Genomic DNA, 17,467 nt, shown 5'->3' with positions numbered 1-17,467 from the left:
ACTCTCCTTACTTACGGCCTTTACGCTGCTGCTTTTTAGGTTGAGCAGCCGGTTCCGGTTGTTCAACAGCAGCCATACCACCCAGGATCTCACCTTTGAAGATCCATACCTTAACGCCGATTACACCATAAGTGGTGTGCGCTTCAGAGGTGTTGTAGTCAATGTCAGCACGCAGTGTGTGCAATGGCACGCGACCTTCACGATACCATTCGGTACGTGCGATCTCGGCGCCACCCAGACGGCCGCTAACTTCGACTTTAATACCCTTCGCGCCAAGACGCATGGCGTTCTGAACTGCACGCTTCATAGCACGACGGAACATCACACGACGCTCCAGCTGTGAAGTGATGCTGTCAGCTACCAGTTTCGCGTCCAGTTCCGGCTTGCGGACTTCGGCGATATTAATCTGTGCAGGAACGCCAGCGATATTCGCGACGACCGTGCGCAGTTTTTCTACATCTTCGCCTTTCTTACCGATAACGATGCCCGGACGAGCGGTGTGAATAGTCACACGGATGCTCTTCGCTGGACGCTCGATAACGATACGAGAGACAGATGCTTTAGCCAGTTCTTTAGTCAAAAACTGACGTACTTTAAAATCGCTGTCCAGGTTGTCAGCGAATTCTTTGGTGTTCGCAAACCAGGTAGAGTTCCATGGTTTTACAATACCCAGGCGAATACCATTAGGATGTACTTTCTGACCCATTGCTAGTCTCCAGAGTCTCAGCGATCGGACACAACCACAGTAATGTGGCTGGTGCGCTTCAGGATGCGATCTGCACGACCTTTGGCACGCGGCATAATGCGTTTCATGGTCGGACCTTCATCAACGAAAATTTTCGTGATTTTCAGATCGTCGATATCAGCGCCATCGTTGTGTTCGGCGTTAGCAATGGCAGATTCCAGAACTTTTTTGACCAGTACAGCCGCTTTCTTATTGGTGTAGGTCAAAATGTCCAGTGCCTGCGACACTTTCTTACCGCGAATCAGGTCAGCAACAAGGCGAACCTTCTGAGCAGAAGAACGAGCGTGGCGATGTTGAGCTAAAGTTTCCATCTCTTCCTCCTACTTATTTCTTCTTGGCTTTTTTATCAGCCGCGTGACCGCGATAAGTACGTGTCGGCGCGAATTCACCCAGTTTGTGACCAACCATTTCGTCGGAAACAAAGACAGGAACGTGCTGACGACCATTATGGACAGCGATGGTCAAACCGATCATGTTAGGAAAGATCGTTGAACGACGGGACCAAGTGCGCAAAGGCTTCTTGTCACCGCTTTCCACCGCTTTCTCTACCTTCTTCAGCAAGTGCAGGTCAATAAAAGGACCTTTCTTGAGAGAACGTGGCATGGCTTATCCTCTAATATTATTTGCTACGGCGACGTACGATAAACTTATCGGTACGCTTGTTGCTACGGGTCTTCTTACCTTTGGTCTGAACGCCCCACGGAGTTACCGGGTGCTTACCAAAGTTACGACCTTCACCACCACCGTGCGGGTGATCAACTGGGTTCATCGCGGTACCACGAACGGTAGGACGAACACCACGCCAACGGGCTGCACCAGCTTTACCCAGAACGCGCAGCATATGCTCAGCGTTGCCGACTTCGCCCAGTGTTGCGCGGCAGTCCGACTCGACTTTACGCATTTCACCTGAACGCAGACGCAGGGTAACGTAAGAACCTTCACGCGCAACGATCTGCACGTAAGCACCGGCTGAGCGAGCAATCTGACCGCCTTTGCCTGGTTTCATTTCTACGTTATGCACGGTTGAACCCACCGGGATGTTACGCATCGGCAGAGTGTTACCTGCTTTAATCGCAGCATCAACGCCAGATTGGATCTGGTCGCCGGCTTTCAGGCCTTTAGGGGCCAGGATGTAACGGCGCTCGCCGTCTTTGTACAGAACCAGTGCGATGTTCGCAGAGCGGTTCGGATCGTACTCAAGACGTTCAACAACTGCCGGGATACCGTCTTTGTTGCGTTTGAAGTCAACAATACGATAAGCCTGCTTGTGACCACCACCGATATGACGGGTAGTGATACGACCATTGTTGTTACGGCCACCGGATTTGCTGTTTTTTTCTACCAGCGGGGCAAATGGTTTGCCCTTGTGCAGCTCCGCGTTTACCACTTTAACTACATGGCGACGACCCGGAGATGTCGGTTTACATTTAACAACTGCCATTGTCTTTCTCCTCCGACTTACTCAGCGCCGCCAGCGAAGTCCAGATTCTGGCCTTCTTTCAGGGTGACGTAAGCTTTTTTCCAGTCGCTACGACGACCGATACGCTGTCCTTGACGCTTAACTTTGCCCTTAACTACCAGGGTGTTTACGTCTTTAACTTCTACTTCGAACAGTTTCTCAACAGCAGCAACGATCTCTGCTTTGGTCGCGTCATTAGCAACTTTGAGAACGATGGTATTGGTTTTTTCCATCGCGCTAGATGCTTTTTCAGATACGTGCGGCGCGCGCAGTACTTTCAGCAGACGTTCTTCACGGATCATGCCAGCATCTCCTCAACTTGCTTAACTGCATCAGCAGTCATAACGACTTTGTCGAAGGCGATCAGGCTAACTGGGTCGATACCGGATGCATCACGTACGTCAACCTTGTACAGGTTGCGCGCAGCCAGGAACAGATTCTCATCCAGTTCACCGGTGATGATCAGCACGTCTTCCAGAGCCATGTCTTTCAGTTTCTGTACCAGCAGCTTGGTTTTCGGTGCTTCTACAGCAAATGATTCGACAACGATCAGACGATCTTGACGTACCAGTTCGGACAGGATGCTTTTCAGCGCGCCGCGGTACATCTTTTTGTTAACTTTTTGACTGTGGTCCTGCGGCTTCGCAGCAAAGGTCACACCACCTGAACGCCAGATTGGGCTCTTTACAGAACCTGCACGCGCACGGCCGGTGCCTTTTTGACGCCATGGCTTTTTGCCTGAACCGGTTACTTCGGCGCGAGTTTTCTGCGCGCGAGTACCCTGGCGGGCGCCAGATGCGTAAGCAACAACAACCTGGTGAACCAGCGCTTCGTTGAAATCACGACCGAAGGTAGTTTCGGAAACAGTCAGCGCGCTCTGCGCGTCTTTCAATACTAATTCCATTGCTATCCCCTTACGCCTTCACAGCTGGTTTAACGATCAGGTCGCTACCGGTAGCACCGGGAACTGCACCTTTAACCAGCAGCAGGTTGCGCTCAGCGTCAACACGTACTACGTCCAGACTCTGAACGGTTACGCGCTCATTACCCAGCTGACCTGCCATTTTCTTGCCTTTGAACACTTTGCCCGGAGTCTGGTTCTGACCGATAGAACCCGGAACGCGGTGAGACAAGGAGTTACCGTGAGTAGCGTCCTGGGTACGGAAGTTCCAGCGCTTAACGGTACCGGCGAAACCTTTACCTTTAGAGGTACCGGTTACGTCAACTTTCTTAACTTCAGCGAAAATCTCAACGCTGATGCTCTGACCTACAGAGTATTCTTCACCTTCAGCAGTGCGGAATTCCCACAGGCCACGGCCAGCTTCAACGCCAGCTTTAGCAAAATGACCAGCTTCAGGTTTGGTCACACGGTTTGCTTTTTTAGCACCGGTGGTAACCTGAATTGCCTGGTAACCATCGTTTTCCAGGCCTTTGACCTGAGTAACGCGGTTCGCTTCAACTTCGATTACGGTGACGGGGATAGAAACGCCATCTTCAGTGAAGATGCGGGTCATGCCCACTTTTTTACCGACTAAACCAATCATTGTTTCAACCTCTCAATCGCTCGATGACCTGATTAACCCAGGCTGATCTGCACGTCAACACCGGCAGCCAGATCCAGACGCATCAGAGCATCAACGGTTTTTTCAGTTGGCTCAACGATGTCTACCAGACGCTTGTGAGTGCGGATTTCGTACTGATCACGCGCATCTTTGTTAACGTGCGGAGAGATCAGAACAGTAAAACGCTCTTTGCGGGTTGGCAGCGGGATTGGACCACGAACCTGCGCACCAGTGCGCTTGGCGGTCTCAACGATTTCCGCGGTTGATTGATCGATCAGACGATGATCAAACGCTTTAAGACGGATACGGATTCTTTGGTTCTGCATGAGACCAGAGCTCCAAACTTTTTATAGACGAAAAAAATTACTACTCGAGCCCATTACGATTGATGGGAGAGTGTAATCGTTCAGCATATAACTCCACAATTGGGAGTATTGTCAGGCGGCCTAAATTTCAGCCGTCTGCGATTCTGCTCGAATCGCGCCTGCAATATCTGCAGGCCCGCGCATTATACGTAAATCTGTTCAGGAAGCAACCCGTGTTGAGGTTTTACCCATTAAATTGTGGCCGGTTCGTGAAGCGTGCGTCGCATTGCACTGCCGTATCGCTGATAAATCAGTTATTCAGTTGTGAGTCTGTTTCCGCCCTTCTTCATTCATAGGTGACACAGAACCCGTTGCCCACGAGAGTGCATCTAACCTTTCGTCCGGAGCATAATCATGTCGCCCACTCTGATAACTCACATTGCTGCACTCGCAGGCGGAGGTGCATTGGGAAGCTTTCTTTCGCTGACCAGCCAGCGCTTCACCCCCGCCCTCTCACCCGCTCAATGGTTTGCCCTACTCTGCTTTCCGGGTTCGCACTGTAATCATTGCCAGCAGCGCCTGCTGTGGCGAGATGCGCTGCCGTTAATAAGCTGGCCTGGCTTAAAAGGGCGGTGTCGCTTCTGTCATCGCGCGTTCGGCGCAGAAAGCGTTGTCATTGAATGGCTGTTTGCCCTTCTGTGCCTGCTGGTGCTGCAGAGTTTTGACCACTCTGCGGAGGCTATTTTTATTATTACTGCCTCCGGCCTCTTGCTGCTCGTGGCTGCCATCGATCGTCGCCACTTCTGTATACCTGACCCGCTCAATTATCTGCTGATCTGGTCTGGATTATTCCATGCCACGCTGTCCGGAACCGAAACAACGGCGATATGGGGTGCTGTGGCGGGCTACTGTGCGTTGTGGCTGCTCGCCTGGAGCTATCGGCAGATGCGGGGGTACGAGGGATTAGGTTATGGCGATATCAAGCTCTTCGCAGCGTTAGGTGCCTGCTGTGGCTGGCAGGCATTACCCTGGATTGCGTTGGGTGCCACCGTTATGGCGCTGACGTCGATCGTGATGCTGCAACTGCGGGGTTTTATTCAGGGGGACAGCCCGCTGCCGTTTGGCCCTTTCCTGGCCATTGCGGGCTGGGTAGCGATAGTACTGCAGACCCGATTCACTCTTGTTTGATTTGAGCCTGCAGATAGTTCTGGATGCCCATCTTCTGGATTAACTCAAGTTCCGTCTCAATCCAGTCGATGTGATGTTCCTCATCAGCCAGGATTTCAATCATCATGTCACGGCTGACATAGTCATGCACTTTGTCAGCATAGGAGATAGCTTCACGAAGGTCTTTCGCGCCCTCCAGCTCCAGATTCAGGTCTGAACTCAGCATCTCTTCAACATCTTCACCGATACGGAGCCGTCCCAGATCCTGAAGATTTGGGATCCCTTCAAGGAAAAGAATACGCTCAATATATTTATCGGCATGTTTCATCTCATCGATTGATTCATGGTATTCCACATCATTGAGGCGCGTCAGACCCCAGTTTTTGAACATGCGCGCATGAAGAAAGTACTGATTGATAGCAACCAGTTCATTTCCAAGCAGTTTGTTGAGATGACTGATAACTTTGATATCGCCCTTCATTGTTAACCCTCCGCGTCTGGTTTATTAGAGCGTAGATGCGGTTAAAAAGAAGTCAAAAAAACTCGACAGATATTGTGGGTATTCACGCACCGATCGTCGGTCAGGCTATCTCTTTGTAGAGTGGTGCATGCTGCATCTCTTCATCCATAATTTCACGCGCAGCACGAATACATTTGCCGCATTGCTTGCCGACCGGCACAAGCTGGCGCAGTTGCTGAATAGATTTGGGCTGATAGCGACGCACGACTTCACGAAGGGTTTTATCACTGATGGCATTACACAGGCAGACGTACATTGATTCATCACTCGGGTACATTTTCTGTACACAGTGTAAATGCGAATCGTTTTTATTTCAAACCCACCCTTTGCAGGGTTATGGCGTTTTCAGAGCAAAAAAAAAGAGCACCGAAGTGCTCTTTTTACTGTGTTGCAGTGGCCATTTACACAGCCACAGCAGATATCACAATTAAGCGATAACTTTAGCAACAACACCCGCGCCAACGGTACGGCCGCCTTCGCGGATTGCGAAGCGCAGACCTTCGTCCATTGCGATTGGGTGGATCAGGGTAACAACCATTTTGATGTTGTCGCCTGGCATTACCATTTCAACGCCTTCTGGCAGCTCTACTGAGCCGGTTACGTCAGTTGTACGGAAGTAGAACTGTGGACGATAGCCTTTGAAGAACGGAGTATGGCGACCACCTTCGTCTTTAGACAGAACGTAAACTTCTGACTCGAACTGGGTGTGCGGCTTGATTGAGCCTGGCTTAGCCAGAACCTGGCCACGCTGGATGTCTTCACGCTTGATACCGCGCAGCAGAACACCACAGTTTTCGCCTGCCTGACCCTGGTCCAGCAGCTTACGGAACATCTCAACACCGGTACAGGTTGATTTCACAGTATCTTTGATACCCACGATTTCAACTTCGTCGCCGACTTTAACGATGCCGCGCTCAACACGACCGGTAACAACGGTACCACGGCCAGAGATTGAGAATACGTCTTCGATTGGCAGCAGGAACGGCATGTCGATCGCACGCTGTGGCTCTGGGATGTAGTTGTCCAGATGCTCAGCCAGTTCGATGATTTTCGCTTCCCACTCTGGGTTGCCTTCCAGCGCTTTCAGAGCAGAACCACGAACGATTGGAGTATCGTCGCCTGGGAAGTCATATGCTGACAGCAGGTCACGAACTTCCATCTCTACCAGTTCCAGCAGCTCTTCATCATCAACCATGTCACACTTGTTCAGGAACACGATGATGTAAGGAACGCCAACCTGACGACCCAGCAGGATGTGCTCACGGGTCTGTGGCATTGGGCCATCAGTCGCAGCAACAACCAGGATCGCGCCGTCCATCTGCGCAGCACCGGTGATCATGTTTTTCACATAGTCGGCGTGGCCTGGGCAGTCAACGTGCGCATAGTGGCGAGTCGGGGTTTCATACTCAACGTGTGAAGTGTTGATGGTGATACCACGTGCTTTCTCTTCTGGTGCGTTATCGATCTGATCGAATGCACGAGCCTGGCCGCCGTAAGTTTTAGACAGTACGGTGGTGATAGCTGCAGTCAGGGTGGTTTTACCGTGGTCGACGTGACCGATGGTGCCCACGTTTACGTGCAGTTTGTTACGCTGAAATTGCTCTTTCGCCATGGCGATAATTCCTTACGTTGTGCCTTCACCATCTGGGTGAAGGCATCAGTTCAAATTTAAACCGTAGCTTATTTGCTACGAGCTTCAATAACGGCCTGCGCTACGTTGTTTGGCGCATCGTCATACTTCAGGAACTCCATGGAGTAAGAAGCACGACCTTTGGTCAGAGAACGCAGCTGAGTTGCGTATCCGAACATCTCAGACAACGGAACTTCAGCGTGAATCTGAACGCCAGTAGCGTTAGATTCCTGCCCTTTGAGCATACCACGACGACGGCTAAGGTCACCGATGACATCACCCGTGTTCTCTTCTGGCGTTTCAACTTCAACCTTCATGATAGGCTCAAGCAGAACAGGTGTCGCTTGTTTAAAGCCTTGTTTGAAGGCAAGAGACGCGGCCAGTTTAAACGCCAGTTCTGAGGAGTCGACATCGTGGTAAGAACCGAAGTGCAGACGCACGCCCAGATCCACAACCGGGTAACCAGCCAGAGGGCCTGATTTCAGCTGCTCCTGGATACCTTTGTCAACCGCAGGGATGTATTCACCAGGAATCACACCACCTTTGATGTCGTTGACAAATTCGTAGCCTTTCGGGTTCGAACCTGGCTCCAGTGGGTACATGTCGATAACAACATGGCCATACTGACCACGACCACCAGACTGCTTGGCGTGTTTACCTTCAACATCGGTAACTTTGTTGCGAATCGCTTCACGGTAAGCAACCTGTGGTTTACCCACGTTTGCTTCAACGTTGAACTCACGCTTCATACGGTCAACGATGATGTCGAGGTGCAATTCACCCATACCGGCGATGATGGTCTGGTTAGATTCTTCATCAGTCCATACGCGGAATGATGGGTCTTCTTTTGCCAGACGGCCCAGAGCCAGACCCATTTTTTCCTGGTCAGCTTTGGTTTTTGGCTCAACGGCGATAGAGATTACCGGCTCCGGGAACTCCATGCGCTCAAGGATGATGACGTTATCTGGGTCACACAGGGTGTCACCAGTGGTCACATCTTTCAGGCCGATCGCAGCTGCGATATCACCCGCACGAACTTCTTTAATCTCTTCACGCTTGTTAGCGTGCATCTGAACGATACGGCCCAGACGCTCACGGTTTGACTTAACCGGGTTGAACACGGTGTCACCCGTGTTAACAACACCAGAGTAAACGCGGAAGAAGGTTAAGTTACCCACGAACGGGTCGGTAGCGATTTTGAACGCCAGTGCAGCAAACGGCTCGTTGTCATCAGAGTGACGAACAGCCGGCGTGTCTTTACCGTCGTCCAGCATACCGTTGATCGCGGTAACGTCAGTCGGTGCTGGCAGATATTCAACAACTGCATCCAGCATCGCCTGAACACCTTTGTTCTTAAATGCAGAACCACAGGTTACCAGGATAATTTCGTTGTTCAGAACACGCTTACGCAGAGATGTTTTGATCTCTTCTTCAGTCAGTTCTTCACCACCGAAGAATTTCTCCATCAGCTCATCAGAGCCTTCAGCAGCGGCTTCAACCAGCTTCGCATGCCATTCTTCAGCCAGTTCCTGCATATCAGCTGGGATATCTTCGTAGACGAAGGTTACACCCTGGTCTGCGTCGTTCCAGTTGATTGCTTTCATTTTCACCAGGTCAACAACACCGGTGAATTTCTCTTCTGCGCCGATAGCCAGCTGCAGAGGAACTGGAGTTGCGCCCAGACGAACTTCCATCTGTTTAACAACTTTCAGGAAGTTAGCACCCATGCGGTCCATTTTGTTAACGAACGCAATGCGTGGAACTTTATATTTGTTAGCCTGACGCCATACGGTCTCAGACTGTGGCTGAACGCCACCAACTGCACAGTAAACCATTACCGCGCCATCAAGCACACGCATAGAACGTTCAACTTCGATGGTGAAGTCAACGTGCCCTGGGGTGTCGATAATGTTTACGTGGTGTGGTTCAAACTGCTTGGCCATACCAGACCAGTAACAGGTGGTCGCAGCGGAGGTGATGGTAATACCACGTTCCTGTTCCTGCTCCATCCAGTCCATGGTTGCTGCGCCGTCATGTACTTCACCGATTTTGTGGTTTACACCGGTGTAGAACAGAACGCGTTCGGTAGTGGTAGTCTTACCGGCGTCGATGTGCGCACTGATACCGATATTACGGTAGCGGGCAATGGGTGTTTTACGAGCCATTTGATTCCTCTGATTCTCGGACGTTCAAGGTAAGTCGACCCCAGCGGGTTGGCTGATTGAGCGCCCGCTGGTTTAACAACTACGTGGTGATTACCAACGGTAGTGTGCGAACGCCTTGTTGGCTTCTGCCATGCGGTGAACGTCTTCACGTTTCTTAACTGCTGTACCTTTGTTCTCTGCAGCATCAGAAAGTTCGTTCGCCAGGCGAAGAGCCATTGATTTATCACCGCGTTTACGAGCAGCATCTACGATCCAGCGCATTGCCAGAGCATTACGACGAACCGGACGGACTTCTACTGGTACCTGATAAGTAGAACCACCAACGCGACGTGACTTAACTTCGACAGTCGGACGCACGTTTTCCAGGGCTACTTCAAAAGATTCCAGCGCGTTTTTACCTGAACGCTGAGCCAGGGTCTCAAGCGCGGTATAAACGATTGATTCTGCAGTAGATTTTTTACCATCTACCATCAGGATATTTACAAATTTGGCCAGCAGCTCTGATCCGAACTTAGGATCTGGCAGAATTTTACGCTGACCAATGACGCGACGACGTGGCATGGAAATACTCCGTTGTTAATTCAGGATTGTCCAAAACTCGATGAGTTTATTTTGACATTTAATTTAAAACGTTTGGCCTTACTTAACGGAGAACCATTAAGCCTTTGGCTTCTTCACGCCGTACTTGGAGCGAGCCTGCTTACGGTCTTTAACACCTGAGCAGTCAAGCGCGCCACGAACGGTGTGGTAACGCACACCTGGCAGGTCTTTTACACGACCGCCACGGATCAGGATCACGGAGTGTTCCTGCAGGTTATGACCTTCACCACCAATGTAGGAGGTAACTTCAAAACCGTTGGTCAAACGCACACGGCAGACTTTACGCAGTGCGGAGTTTGGTTTCTTAGGAGTGGTGGTGTACACACGAGTACAAACGCCACGTTTTTGCGGGCAAGCTTCCAGCGCCGGCACGTTGCTCTTTGCAACTTTGCGGACGCGTGGTTTGCGAACCAGCTGGTTAACTGTTGCCATTAAATAGCTCCTGGATTTGCTTTTGCTTCGTAAACACGTAATAAATCGCCTCGTAGAATTACGAGGAGGCAGAATTTTAGGGCTGAGTCAAAGGGGTGTCAAGAAATAACCAGGTTTTAGCCGATTACCAGACCATTTGTTGCTGATGCCTGATCGTTAGCGTGACAAACCCAGTATAGTCTACTGACTGCACACGGGTCGAAATTTGTCCAGCGAGACCGCGAGCCTGGACATCTTCGTCCAGCACCCAGAGCGTCGCTTCGCTCTCTGACAGTCGCATCAATGCGTGGCTGCCAGCTAAAGCGGCCAGCACGCCATCCTGCAATAGCAGCAGGTCATCACCCGCACCCGCCATTAAAAGCAGGCTCTCAAGGTCACAGTGTGCCGGTGAGTGCAGTAACGTATGCAGCATTAACGTCTCTTAAAAAGTAAGAATGCGATCGTAGCTGGCCAGCGTCTGTCGCAGCGCCGGCGCGTCCAGTAGCGTAACATCCAGCAACCGGTCAGCGTCAACCTCTAATCCACGCGCTATCAGCGATGTCCGGCAGAGATAGCAGTGTTCAATCTCATACAGTGCCAGCACGCCAAAGGTCGCGGCATAGTGACGGCTCTTAATCGTCTCAGGTTGCTGGTGCAGATTAAGTTGCAGCACGCCATCACCGATAAAAAACAGGCCGATATCCTCACTGAGCGCGCCCGTGGCCAGCGCGGCATCCAGCCCCTCACGTCCTGCGCTGCTGCCGTGCGGCGCCCGGGTAAAGACAAACGCGACCCGATTCATCAGAACTGCACCATGCGTTCACAGCTCAGCGCCGCTTCCGCCAGCGCGCCCAGCCCACTCAGGGTAAAGCCCGGCTGCAGGTTACTGCCCGCCAGCTGGAGTCGTGCCGCTTCCTGCTGGTCGCTGACGCCACGACGCAGCGCGGCCGCCACACAAATATTCAGTGCCACACCCTGCTCCTGATGCAATGTCTGCCACGCGCGCACCAGATCAAACTCATCACTGGCGGGCGACGTCAGTTGGTTAGCGTTCAGCACCCCTTCGCGATAGAAGAAAACGCTGTCAAGCTGATGGCCTGCCGTCAGCAGTGCGCGGGCAAACAGCCAGGCACTGGTCGCCTGTTGCGTACCGTAAGCCGGTCCGGTGACCAGCAGGGTGTAACGCATTACCGCTCCTGCCCCTGGAAGTCGCCATTTTTAAACTGACGGATGTAGAGATAGACGGTGTGTTTGGAAATATTCAGCCGATCGGCCACCTGGTTGATGGCATCCTTGATGTCGAAGATCCCCTTCTCATACAGGTTCAGCACAATCTGACGATTCTTGGCGTTGTTCGATACATTACGATCAGCACTCACCTCTTCAATGGTGAACTCCAGCGTCTGCATCACCAGATCGTCTACCGAACTGGCGAAGTTGACGTTGGAGTCAACCTGCTGCATCTCGGGCGGCATAAAGGTCGACATGATCTGTGAGAACGGCACATCAAGGTTCATGTTGATGCAGAGCAAGCCAATGACCCGCTGCTGACGGTTACGAATCGCAATCGTGACTGATTTCATCAGCACGCCGCTTTTGGCACGTGTGAAGTAGGCACGGGAGACATTACTGTCCGCGCCATGCATATCATGCAGCATACGCAGGGCTAAATCGGTAATAGGCGAACCGACTTTACGTCCAGTGTGTTCACCATTAGCGATACGCACGGCCGAACACTTAAGATCTTCAAGCGAATGCAGGACAATTTCACAATGCGAACCGATCAACATCGCCAGGCCATCCACGACAGCCTCGTACGATTTCAGAATATCGTAATCACTTTGTTCGAACGGGCGCTGCTCCAGAAGATCGAAGTCGCTCAGTTCACCCGGATTGAATGGATTAGACATTGAAGAGTATCACCCTGAATGGCTGGAGCCTGTCACAGCGGCTTATGGGCAGACTCAATATTGGGATAATTAGGCAGGCATTAGTCTGGCAAATGTCGTCGGCTTATGCCAGAGGTTTGTCGTGAAGCCGAAATGAAACCGCCGCCCGGAGGCGGCGGTCAGCAGATTACTGCGCTTTTTCTGCAGCAGCAGGCGCTGGAGCCTGTGCTTTTTCATCTGCCTTTGGCGCTGGTTTGATATCAAGCAGCTCGACATCAAACACCAGGGTGGAGTTAGCCGGGATGCCCGGAACGCCATTTTTGCCGTAAGCCAGATTTGGTGGGATAACCAGCTTGATCTTGCCGCCTTTCTTCACGTGCTTCAGACCTTCAGTCCAGCCAGGGATGACACCATCCAGACGGAATGAAAGTGGCTCGCCACGGGTATAAGAGTTGTCGAATTCAGTACCGTCAATCAGCGTACCTTTGTAGTTTACCACTACAGTATCGCTGTCTTTAGGTGCGTCGCCGGTACCCTCTTTCTCAACTTTATACAGCAGGCCGCTTTCGGTTTTCTTCACGCCGCTCTCTTTAGCAAATTTGGTTGCGTAAGCTTCGCCCTTTTCAGAGTTCTCTTTCGCATCTTTTTCCATTTTCGCTGAGGCTGCGCCTTTCACGCGGCCTTCAAAGGATTGCAGCGTCTGCTCAATCTCTTCATCAGAGAGTTTGCTCTTGCCACCAAATGCATCCTGAACACCAGCGATCAGCTGCTGCTTATCCAGTTTGATGCCCAGTTTTTCCTGCTCCTTCAGGGAGTTGTCCATGTAGCGACCCAGCGAAGCACCCAGCGCGTAGGCAGACTGCTGGTCTTCATCTTTGAAGGCAGCATTTTTCGGTGCCTGAGGCGCAGACTGTGGCGCGGCGGCTGGTGCAGCCTGTGGCGCCGCAGCGGTATCTGCCGCCATTGCCAGCGGAGCATTCAGCGCAACAGCCATGGTGGTAGCTAACAATGTGACTTTAAACAGTGATTTCATCCATTCTCCAAAACCGAAGCGTCTAACCTCGGGAAACATTGCGGACTTCAGGGTCCACACTATAACTTTACGTGGCAGTGTCGAACACTCCCACAATGTAATTACCCGGTTAACCTCCGACCTTTATAACATCGGGAAGTTTCATCAGAGATGATGCCGCGCTGCCTTTTTTCAAGCGCAACGCCTCCGGGCGTGAAAAAAACAGGTGATTCCTGGCATTCAGATCGTAGAATCACGCCCCGAGTCGCACCTTAACAGAGGAACAGGTCATGCAACAATCTGAGTGGGAACAGCGTCTGGAGACGCTGGAGAGCAAACTGGCCTTTCAGGAGATGACTATCGATCAGCTGAACAGCGCGGTCGTTCAGCATGAGCTGGAGATGAATAAGATGCGTGAGCAGATGCGCATTTTAACCGACAAGCTCAAAGCGAATGCGCCATCGATCGTCGCCTCACAATCTGAAGAGACGCCACCACCGCACTACTGATCGCGGGCTATCTGGCCCCGGCTTACCCGGGCAGAACCAGAATACGCGCCAAAAGAAAGGCCACCCGAGGGTGGCCTTGAAAGGTCTGTTGAGACTTAGTGGCTGCAGCCGCAGCCGCCAGTGCCACAACCGCCTTTACCCTGATCATGGTCGTGGTCGTGATCATGGCCGTGATCGTGGTCATGATGATGGCCATCTGCACCGTGAACATGGCCATGAGCCAGTTCTTCCGGCGTGGCTTCGCGGATAGCAACCACTTCAACGTTGAAGTTCAGGTTCTGACCCGCCAGCATGTGGTTACCATCAACCACGACGTGATCATCTTCCACTTCGGTGATTTCTACCGGTACCGGGCCCTGATCGGTTTCTGCCAGGAAGCGCATGCCAACCTGCAGTTCGTCAACGCCCATGAAGACGTCTTTAGGAACGCGCTGCACCAGGTTATCGTCATACTGACCGTAGGCATCGTTTGCCGGGATATGCACGTCAAACTTGTCGCCGGCAATGTGGTTTTCCAGCGCATTTTCCAGACCAGAAATCAGGGAACCATGACCGTGCAGGTAGTCTAACGGTGCACTCACCGGTGACTCGTCAACTAACACGCCGTCTTCTGTACGTACCTGATAGGCCAGGCTTACCACCAGGTCTTTTGCTACTTTCATGATATCTCCTAACCGTTGAGAGCTGAGATCCCGTCTCATTGGTCTATTCTTTCGTGCAATAACACCAACCAGAAAGGTTCGGGGCTGAGTACAAGAGGGTTTTCACTTTCTCTTGCGACTACAGCGTTAATGGCGACAATTGTAACGGAATTCAATCCCGCTGTAAGTCCAGGCGTAAAAAAAGCTGCGCCATTCCGCTACTCAGGATGAAAAATACCGATAACCTGCTCATTAGTGCGAACCTGATCGCGCGCCTGCTTATCGGCCTCACGCATCTGGTGACCACACTTCACGCACTCCACCACATCGACATTATTTTCACGCCACATTGCCAGCGTGTCCTTCTCCTGGCAGTGCGGGCATGTCGCACCAGCAATAAAACGTTTACGCATTAGCTTCTGCCTGTTTAAAGAGGTTATTCATCATCGTCCCAGCCGTCGATCTGCCGCTTTTCGCGCTGCATTTCGCGCTGGAAGATATCTTCCAGTTCGCGCCGCGCTTCACGGACGCGCGAAGCCTGCGCGCTTTCAGAGAGATTGGGCATCAGCTCGCGCAGCATCCGCATATCAAGATGGCGGAAATACTGCTGGGCGCGGTGCGCCTGATGCGGATGCATCCCCAGCGTCATCAGCGTTTTACGTCCCAGCTCCAGCGCACTGGAGAAGGTCTCACGCGAGAACTGCGTGACGCCCGCCTGAAGCAGTTCATGCGCTTCTACACGGCCCCGGGCGCGCGCCTGAATCTGCAACTGCGGAAAATGCTGCTGGCACAGATGTACAATCGTCATCACATCTTCGGGCTCGTTACAGGTGATCACAATCGCCTGAGCGCTGGCCGCACCGGCTGCCCGCAGCAACTCCAGTTCAGTAGCATCGCCGTAATAGACCTTATAGCCATATTTCCGCATCAGACTGACTGCACTGATGTCGCGCTCAAGCACGGTGATGCGTTTGTTATTCGCCATCAGCAAACGACCCACCACCTGCCCGAAGCGACCAAAGCCCACCACAATCACCTGCGGCTGATCGTCTTCGACAAAGTGTTTCTCTGCCTCGTCATCCGGCTCATTGAAGCGGCGTGCCAGCAGACGATCGATTCCCTTCATCAGCAGCGGTGTGGTCATCATCGACAGGGTCACCGTCACCAGCAGCATCGGCAGTTGATCGCCAGAGAACAGCTTTGCCGAGGAGGCCGCTGAAAAGAGCACAAAGGCGAACTCGCCCCCCTGACTCAGCACGCCAGCAAACTGCTGCCGCTCAGAGCTGCGCAAGCCATAAATGCGCGCCAGCAGATAGAGCACCAGCGTTTTCACCGCCACCAGCGTCACGACACCCAGCAGGATGGTCACAATATGGGTATAGAGCACACCGAGGTTGAGCGCCATGCCAACCGAAATAAAGAACAGGCCCAGCAGTAAACCTTTAAACGGGTCGATGGCGACTTCCAGCTCATGCCGGTACTCGCTCTCTGCCAGCAGGATCCCGGCAATAAAGGTCCCCAGCGCCATCGACAGACCCAGCGCATCCATAAACAGCGCGGAGCCCAGCACCAGCAGCAGCGAAGCGGCGGTAAAGACTTCGCGCACGCCCGACGCAGCGATGTAACGGAAGATAGGCCGCAGCAGATAGCGTCCGCCTACCAGCATGCCGGCAAACGCCAGTACTTTCATGCCGACCTTCATCCAGTCGATATGACCGCTGTCGGTTCCGGCCAGCAGCGGGATCAGCGCCAGGGCTGGGATCACCGCGATATCCTGAAACAGCAACACCGAAAAGCCCAGTTGCCCCGCTTCGCTGCGGTTCATGCCTTTATCCATCATCAGCTGCAGGGCCATAGCGGTCGAGGACATCGCCAGACCAATCCCGCCAATTATCGCCGCCTGCCAGCTAAAGTTGGTCAGCCACAATAAGCCGCCCAGAATCGCCGCTGAGAAGATCACCTGCGCCGCGCCGACGCCAAAAATGGAGCGGCGCAGCGCCCACAGCTTTGCCGGGTTCAGCTCCAGCCCGATAATAAACATCAGGAACACCACGCCGAGCTCAGAGAAGTGCAGAATCTCGTCGACGTCGCTGATAAAGCCTAATCCCCACGGGCCGATAGCGATACCCGCCACCAGATAGCCCAGAACTGCACCAATACCGAGGCGCGCCGCCACCGGTACAATCAATACCGCCGCGACCAGATAAATCACCCCGGCGGTCAGCAGCGTTTGCCCTTCCATCTATACCCCTCCATTCGGCAGCGGTGCCGCCAGCCAGTCGCCATAGGCGCGGGCGTAATTTTTCATTAATTCAGGACTCTGACGACGCGCCCAGTAGACGATCATCGGCGGCATCCAGTGCATACGGCACATCTGCGCGGTCAGCTCAAAAGGACGCATAATGTCATTGAGCGAATAGCGGTTCAGACCCTGATGTCTGAAGGCACTTTCCGGTTCTCCGGTGGTGACGACACTGCGCCAGTACTTTCCTTCCAGCGCATTGCCATCCACGCCATTGGCGAAACCGCGCGACAGAACCCTGTCCAGCCACTCTTTCAGCAGCGCCGGACAGCTATAGGTATAGAGCGGATGCTGAAAAATGATGACATCATGTTCACGCAGCAGCTGTTGTTCATGGTGAATATCGATAAAAAAATCCGGATAGGTCGCGTACAGATCGTGCACGGTAACGTGTTCCAGTGCCTGAGCCGGCTGCAGCAGAATCCGATTGGCGATCGAATCCTGTGATTCCGGATGAGCATAAAGCAGCAAAACCCTGGGTGGCTGCGACATCCTTTCCCTCCAAAGCGTCGTCATTGGTGCGGTTTTCCGCTACCATGCACGACGCAGC

At 52.6% G+C, this 17,467-nt stretch carries 25 protein-coding genes; 2 read left to right on the top strand and 23 right to left on the bottom strand.

From position 1 onward, the window contains the following. Window positions 1-7 precede the first annotated feature (7 nt). From rpsC to rpsJ, 8 genes are read right to left on the bottom strand one after another with little or no spacing between them, the layout of a single operon-like run. A complete protein-coding gene (gene rpsC, locus ACO6VX_RS17455; RefSeq protein WP_009087585.1) occupies window positions 8-706 on the bottom strand; it encodes a 30S ribosomal protein S3 in 699 nt (232 codons plus the stop codon). Window positions 707-723: 17 nt separating this feature from the next. Then, window positions 724-1,056 (bottom strand): 50S ribosomal protein L22, encoded by a 333-nt coding sequence (rplV, locus tag ACO6VX_RS17450; RefSeq protein ID WP_008927136.1) that lies wholly within the window; start codon window positions 1,054-1,056, stop codon window positions 724-726. A gap of 13 nt (window positions 1,057-1,069) precedes the next feature. After that, window positions 1,070-1,348 carry a 30S ribosomal protein S19 gene (gene rpsS, locus ACO6VX_RS17445; RefSeq protein WP_001138115.1) on the bottom strand — a complete coding sequence of 93 codons (279 nt, stop codon included), beginning with the start codon at window positions 1,346-1,348 and terminating at the stop codon, window positions 1,070-1,072. Between the two features lie 16 nt (window positions 1,349-1,364). Continuing rightward, the gene (rplB, locus tag ACO6VX_RS17440; protein WP_008927137.1) at window positions 1,365-2,186 is read right to left on the bottom strand and encodes a 50S ribosomal protein L2; all 822 of its coding nucleotides are present in this window, start codon (window positions 2,184-2,186) and stop codon (window positions 1,365-1,367) included. Between the two features lie 17 nt (window positions 2,187-2,203). Next, a complete protein-coding gene (gene rplW, locus ACO6VX_RS17435) occupies window positions 2,204-2,506 on the bottom strand; it encodes a 50S ribosomal protein L23 (protein WP_003850708.1) in 303 nt (100 codons plus the stop codon). Beyond that, window positions 2,503-3,108, bottom strand: coding sequence for a 50S ribosomal protein L4 (rplD, locus tag ACO6VX_RS17430; RefSeq protein ID WP_003850711.1), 606 nt, complete (start codon window positions 3,106-3,108; stop codon window positions 2,503-2,505). Before rplD ends, rplW begins: the two co-directional genes overlap by 4 nt. Window positions 3,109-3,118: 10 nt before the next feature. After that, window positions 3,119-3,748: a 50S ribosomal protein L3 gene (rplC, locus tag ACO6VX_RS17425; RefSeq protein ID WP_003850712.1), complete on the bottom strand. Its 630-nt coding sequence runs from the start codon at window positions 3,746-3,748 to the stop codon at window positions 3,119-3,121. A 32-nt stretch (window positions 3,749-3,780) separates the two neighbouring features. After that, window positions 3,781-4,092 (bottom strand): 30S ribosomal protein S10, encoded by a 312-nt coding sequence (rpsJ, locus tag ACO6VX_RS17420; RefSeq protein ID WP_001181005.1) that lies wholly within the window; start codon window positions 4,090-4,092, stop codon window positions 3,781-3,783. A 393-nt stretch (window positions 4,093-4,485) separates the two neighbouring features. On the opposite strand from rpsJ, the gene ACO6VX_RS17415 reads away from it, so the two are divergent. Continuing rightward, window positions 4,486-5,259 (top strand): prepilin peptidase, encoded by a 774-nt coding sequence (locus ACO6VX_RS17415; protein WP_163799524.1) that lies wholly within the window; start codon window positions 4,486-4,488, stop codon window positions 5,257-5,259. Here the strand turns inward: ACO6VX_RS17415 and bfr are convergent. From bfr to fkpA, 11 genes are all read right to left on the bottom strand, one after another. Next, complete coding sequence (gene bfr, locus ACO6VX_RS17410; protein ID WP_010253012.1) at window positions 5,246-5,719, bottom strand: bacterioferritin; 474 nt, start codon at window positions 5,717-5,719, stop codon at window positions 5,246-5,248. The two genes, ACO6VX_RS17415 and bfr, sit on opposite strands and share 14 nt — an antisense overlap. 100 nt (window positions 5,720-5,819) lie before the next feature. Continuing rightward, entirely contained in the window at window positions 5,820-6,014 is a 195-nt protein-coding gene (gene bfd / locus ACO6VX_RS17405) for a bacterioferritin-associated ferredoxin (RefSeq protein WP_010671585.1), read from the bottom strand. 171 nt (window positions 6,015-6,185) lie between these two features. Then, a complete protein-coding gene (tuf, locus tag ACO6VX_RS17400; protein ID WP_010253018.1) occupies window positions 6,186-7,370 on the bottom strand; it encodes an elongation factor Tu in 1,185 nt (394 codons plus the stop codon). Between the two features lie 68 nt (window positions 7,371-7,438). Then, window positions 7,439-9,553: an elongation factor G gene (gene fusA, locus ACO6VX_RS17395; RefSeq protein WP_010253020.1), complete on the bottom strand. Its 2,115-nt coding sequence runs from the start codon at window positions 9,551-9,553 to the stop codon at window positions 7,439-7,441. A gap of 90 nt (window positions 9,554-9,643) precedes the next feature. Then, window positions 9,644-10,114: a 30S ribosomal protein S7 gene (gene rpsG / locus ACO6VX_RS17390; RefSeq protein ID WP_003852909.1), complete on the bottom strand. Its 471-nt coding sequence runs from the start codon at window positions 10,112-10,114 to the stop codon at window positions 9,644-9,646. Between the two features lie 96 nt (window positions 10,115-10,210). Beyond that, a complete protein-coding gene (gene rpsL / locus ACO6VX_RS17385; protein ID WP_003852912.1) occupies window positions 10,211-10,585 on the bottom strand; it encodes a 30S ribosomal protein S12 in 375 nt (124 codons plus the stop codon). A 124-nt stretch (window positions 10,586-10,709) separates the two neighbouring features. Further along, window positions 10,710-10,997: a sulfurtransferase complex subunit TusB gene (gene tusB / locus ACO6VX_RS17380; protein ID WP_010253026.1), complete on the bottom strand. Its 288-nt coding sequence runs from the start codon at window positions 10,995-10,997 to the stop codon at window positions 10,710-10,712. 9 nt (window positions 10,998-11,006) lie between these two features. Then, the gene (tusC, locus tag ACO6VX_RS17375) at window positions 11,007-11,366 is read right to left on the bottom strand and encodes a sulfurtransferase complex subunit TusC (protein ID WP_010253027.1); all 360 of its coding nucleotides are present in this window, start codon (window positions 11,364-11,366) and stop codon (window positions 11,007-11,009) included. Next, window positions 11,366-11,752 (bottom strand): sulfurtransferase complex subunit TusD, encoded by a 387-nt coding sequence (gene tusD / locus ACO6VX_RS17370; protein WP_010253028.1) that lies wholly within the window; start codon window positions 11,750-11,752, stop codon window positions 11,366-11,368. The genes tusC and tusD overlap by 1 nt, the downstream gene beginning before the upstream one ends. Next, entirely contained in the window at window positions 11,752-12,474 is a 723-nt protein-coding gene (locus tag ACO6VX_RS17365) for a helix-turn-helix transcriptional regulator (RefSeq protein WP_010253029.1), read from the bottom strand. Before ACO6VX_RS17365 ends, tusD begins: the two co-directional genes overlap by 1 nt. Window positions 12,475-12,640: 166 nt before the next feature. Continuing rightward, window positions 12,641-13,486 carry an FKBP-type peptidyl-prolyl cis-trans isomerase gene (fkpA, locus tag ACO6VX_RS17360; protein WP_010253030.1) on the bottom strand — a complete coding sequence of 282 codons (846 nt, stop codon included), beginning with the start codon at window positions 13,484-13,486 and terminating at the stop codon, window positions 12,641-12,643. A gap of 269 nt (window positions 13,487-13,755) precedes the next feature. Here fkpA and ACO6VX_RS17355 point away from each other — a divergent pair, with 269 nt between their 5' ends. Further along, entirely contained in the window at window positions 13,756-13,974 is a 219-nt protein-coding gene (locus tag ACO6VX_RS17355) for a SlyX family protein (protein WP_010253031.1), read from the top strand. A gap of 95 nt (window positions 13,975-14,069) precedes the next feature. On the opposite strand, the gene slyD is transcribed toward ACO6VX_RS17355, so the two are convergent. The 4 genes from slyD to kefG form a co-directional block, all read right to left on the bottom strand. Next, on the bottom strand, window positions 14,070-14,636 hold the full coding sequence (slyD, locus tag ACO6VX_RS17350) for a peptidylprolyl isomerase (RefSeq protein ID WP_010671583.1): 567 nt from the start codon (window positions 14,634-14,636) through the stop codon (window positions 14,070-14,072). A gap of 197 nt (window positions 14,637-14,833) precedes the next feature. After that, window positions 14,834-15,028, bottom strand: a complete 195-nt coding sequence (locus ACO6VX_RS17345; protein ID WP_010253033.1) for a YheV family putative zinc ribbon protein — start codon at window positions 15,026-15,028, stop codon at window positions 14,834-14,836. A 23-nt stretch (window positions 15,029-15,051) separates the two neighbouring features. Further along, window positions 15,052-16,857 (bottom strand): glutathione-regulated potassium-efflux system protein KefB, encoded by a 1,806-nt coding sequence (kefB, locus tag ACO6VX_RS17340; protein ID WP_010253035.1) that lies wholly within the window; start codon window positions 16,855-16,857, stop codon window positions 15,052-15,054. Then, a complete protein-coding gene (gene kefG, locus ACO6VX_RS17335) occupies window positions 16,858-17,409 on the bottom strand; it encodes a glutathione-regulated potassium-efflux system ancillary protein KefG (protein WP_010253037.1) in 552 nt (183 codons plus the stop codon). Window positions 17,410-17,467: the final 58 nt, after the last annotated feature.

Origin of the sequence: Pantoea sp. BJFS-204, assembly GCF_049310725.1 — a bacterium.
Classification (GTDB): Bacteria; Pseudomonadota; Gammaproteobacteria; order Enterobacterales; family Enterobacteriaceae; genus Pantoea; species Pantoea agglomerans.
Note: the sequence above shows the minus strand (reverse complement) of the source record. Positions and strands in the feature narration are given on the sequence as shown.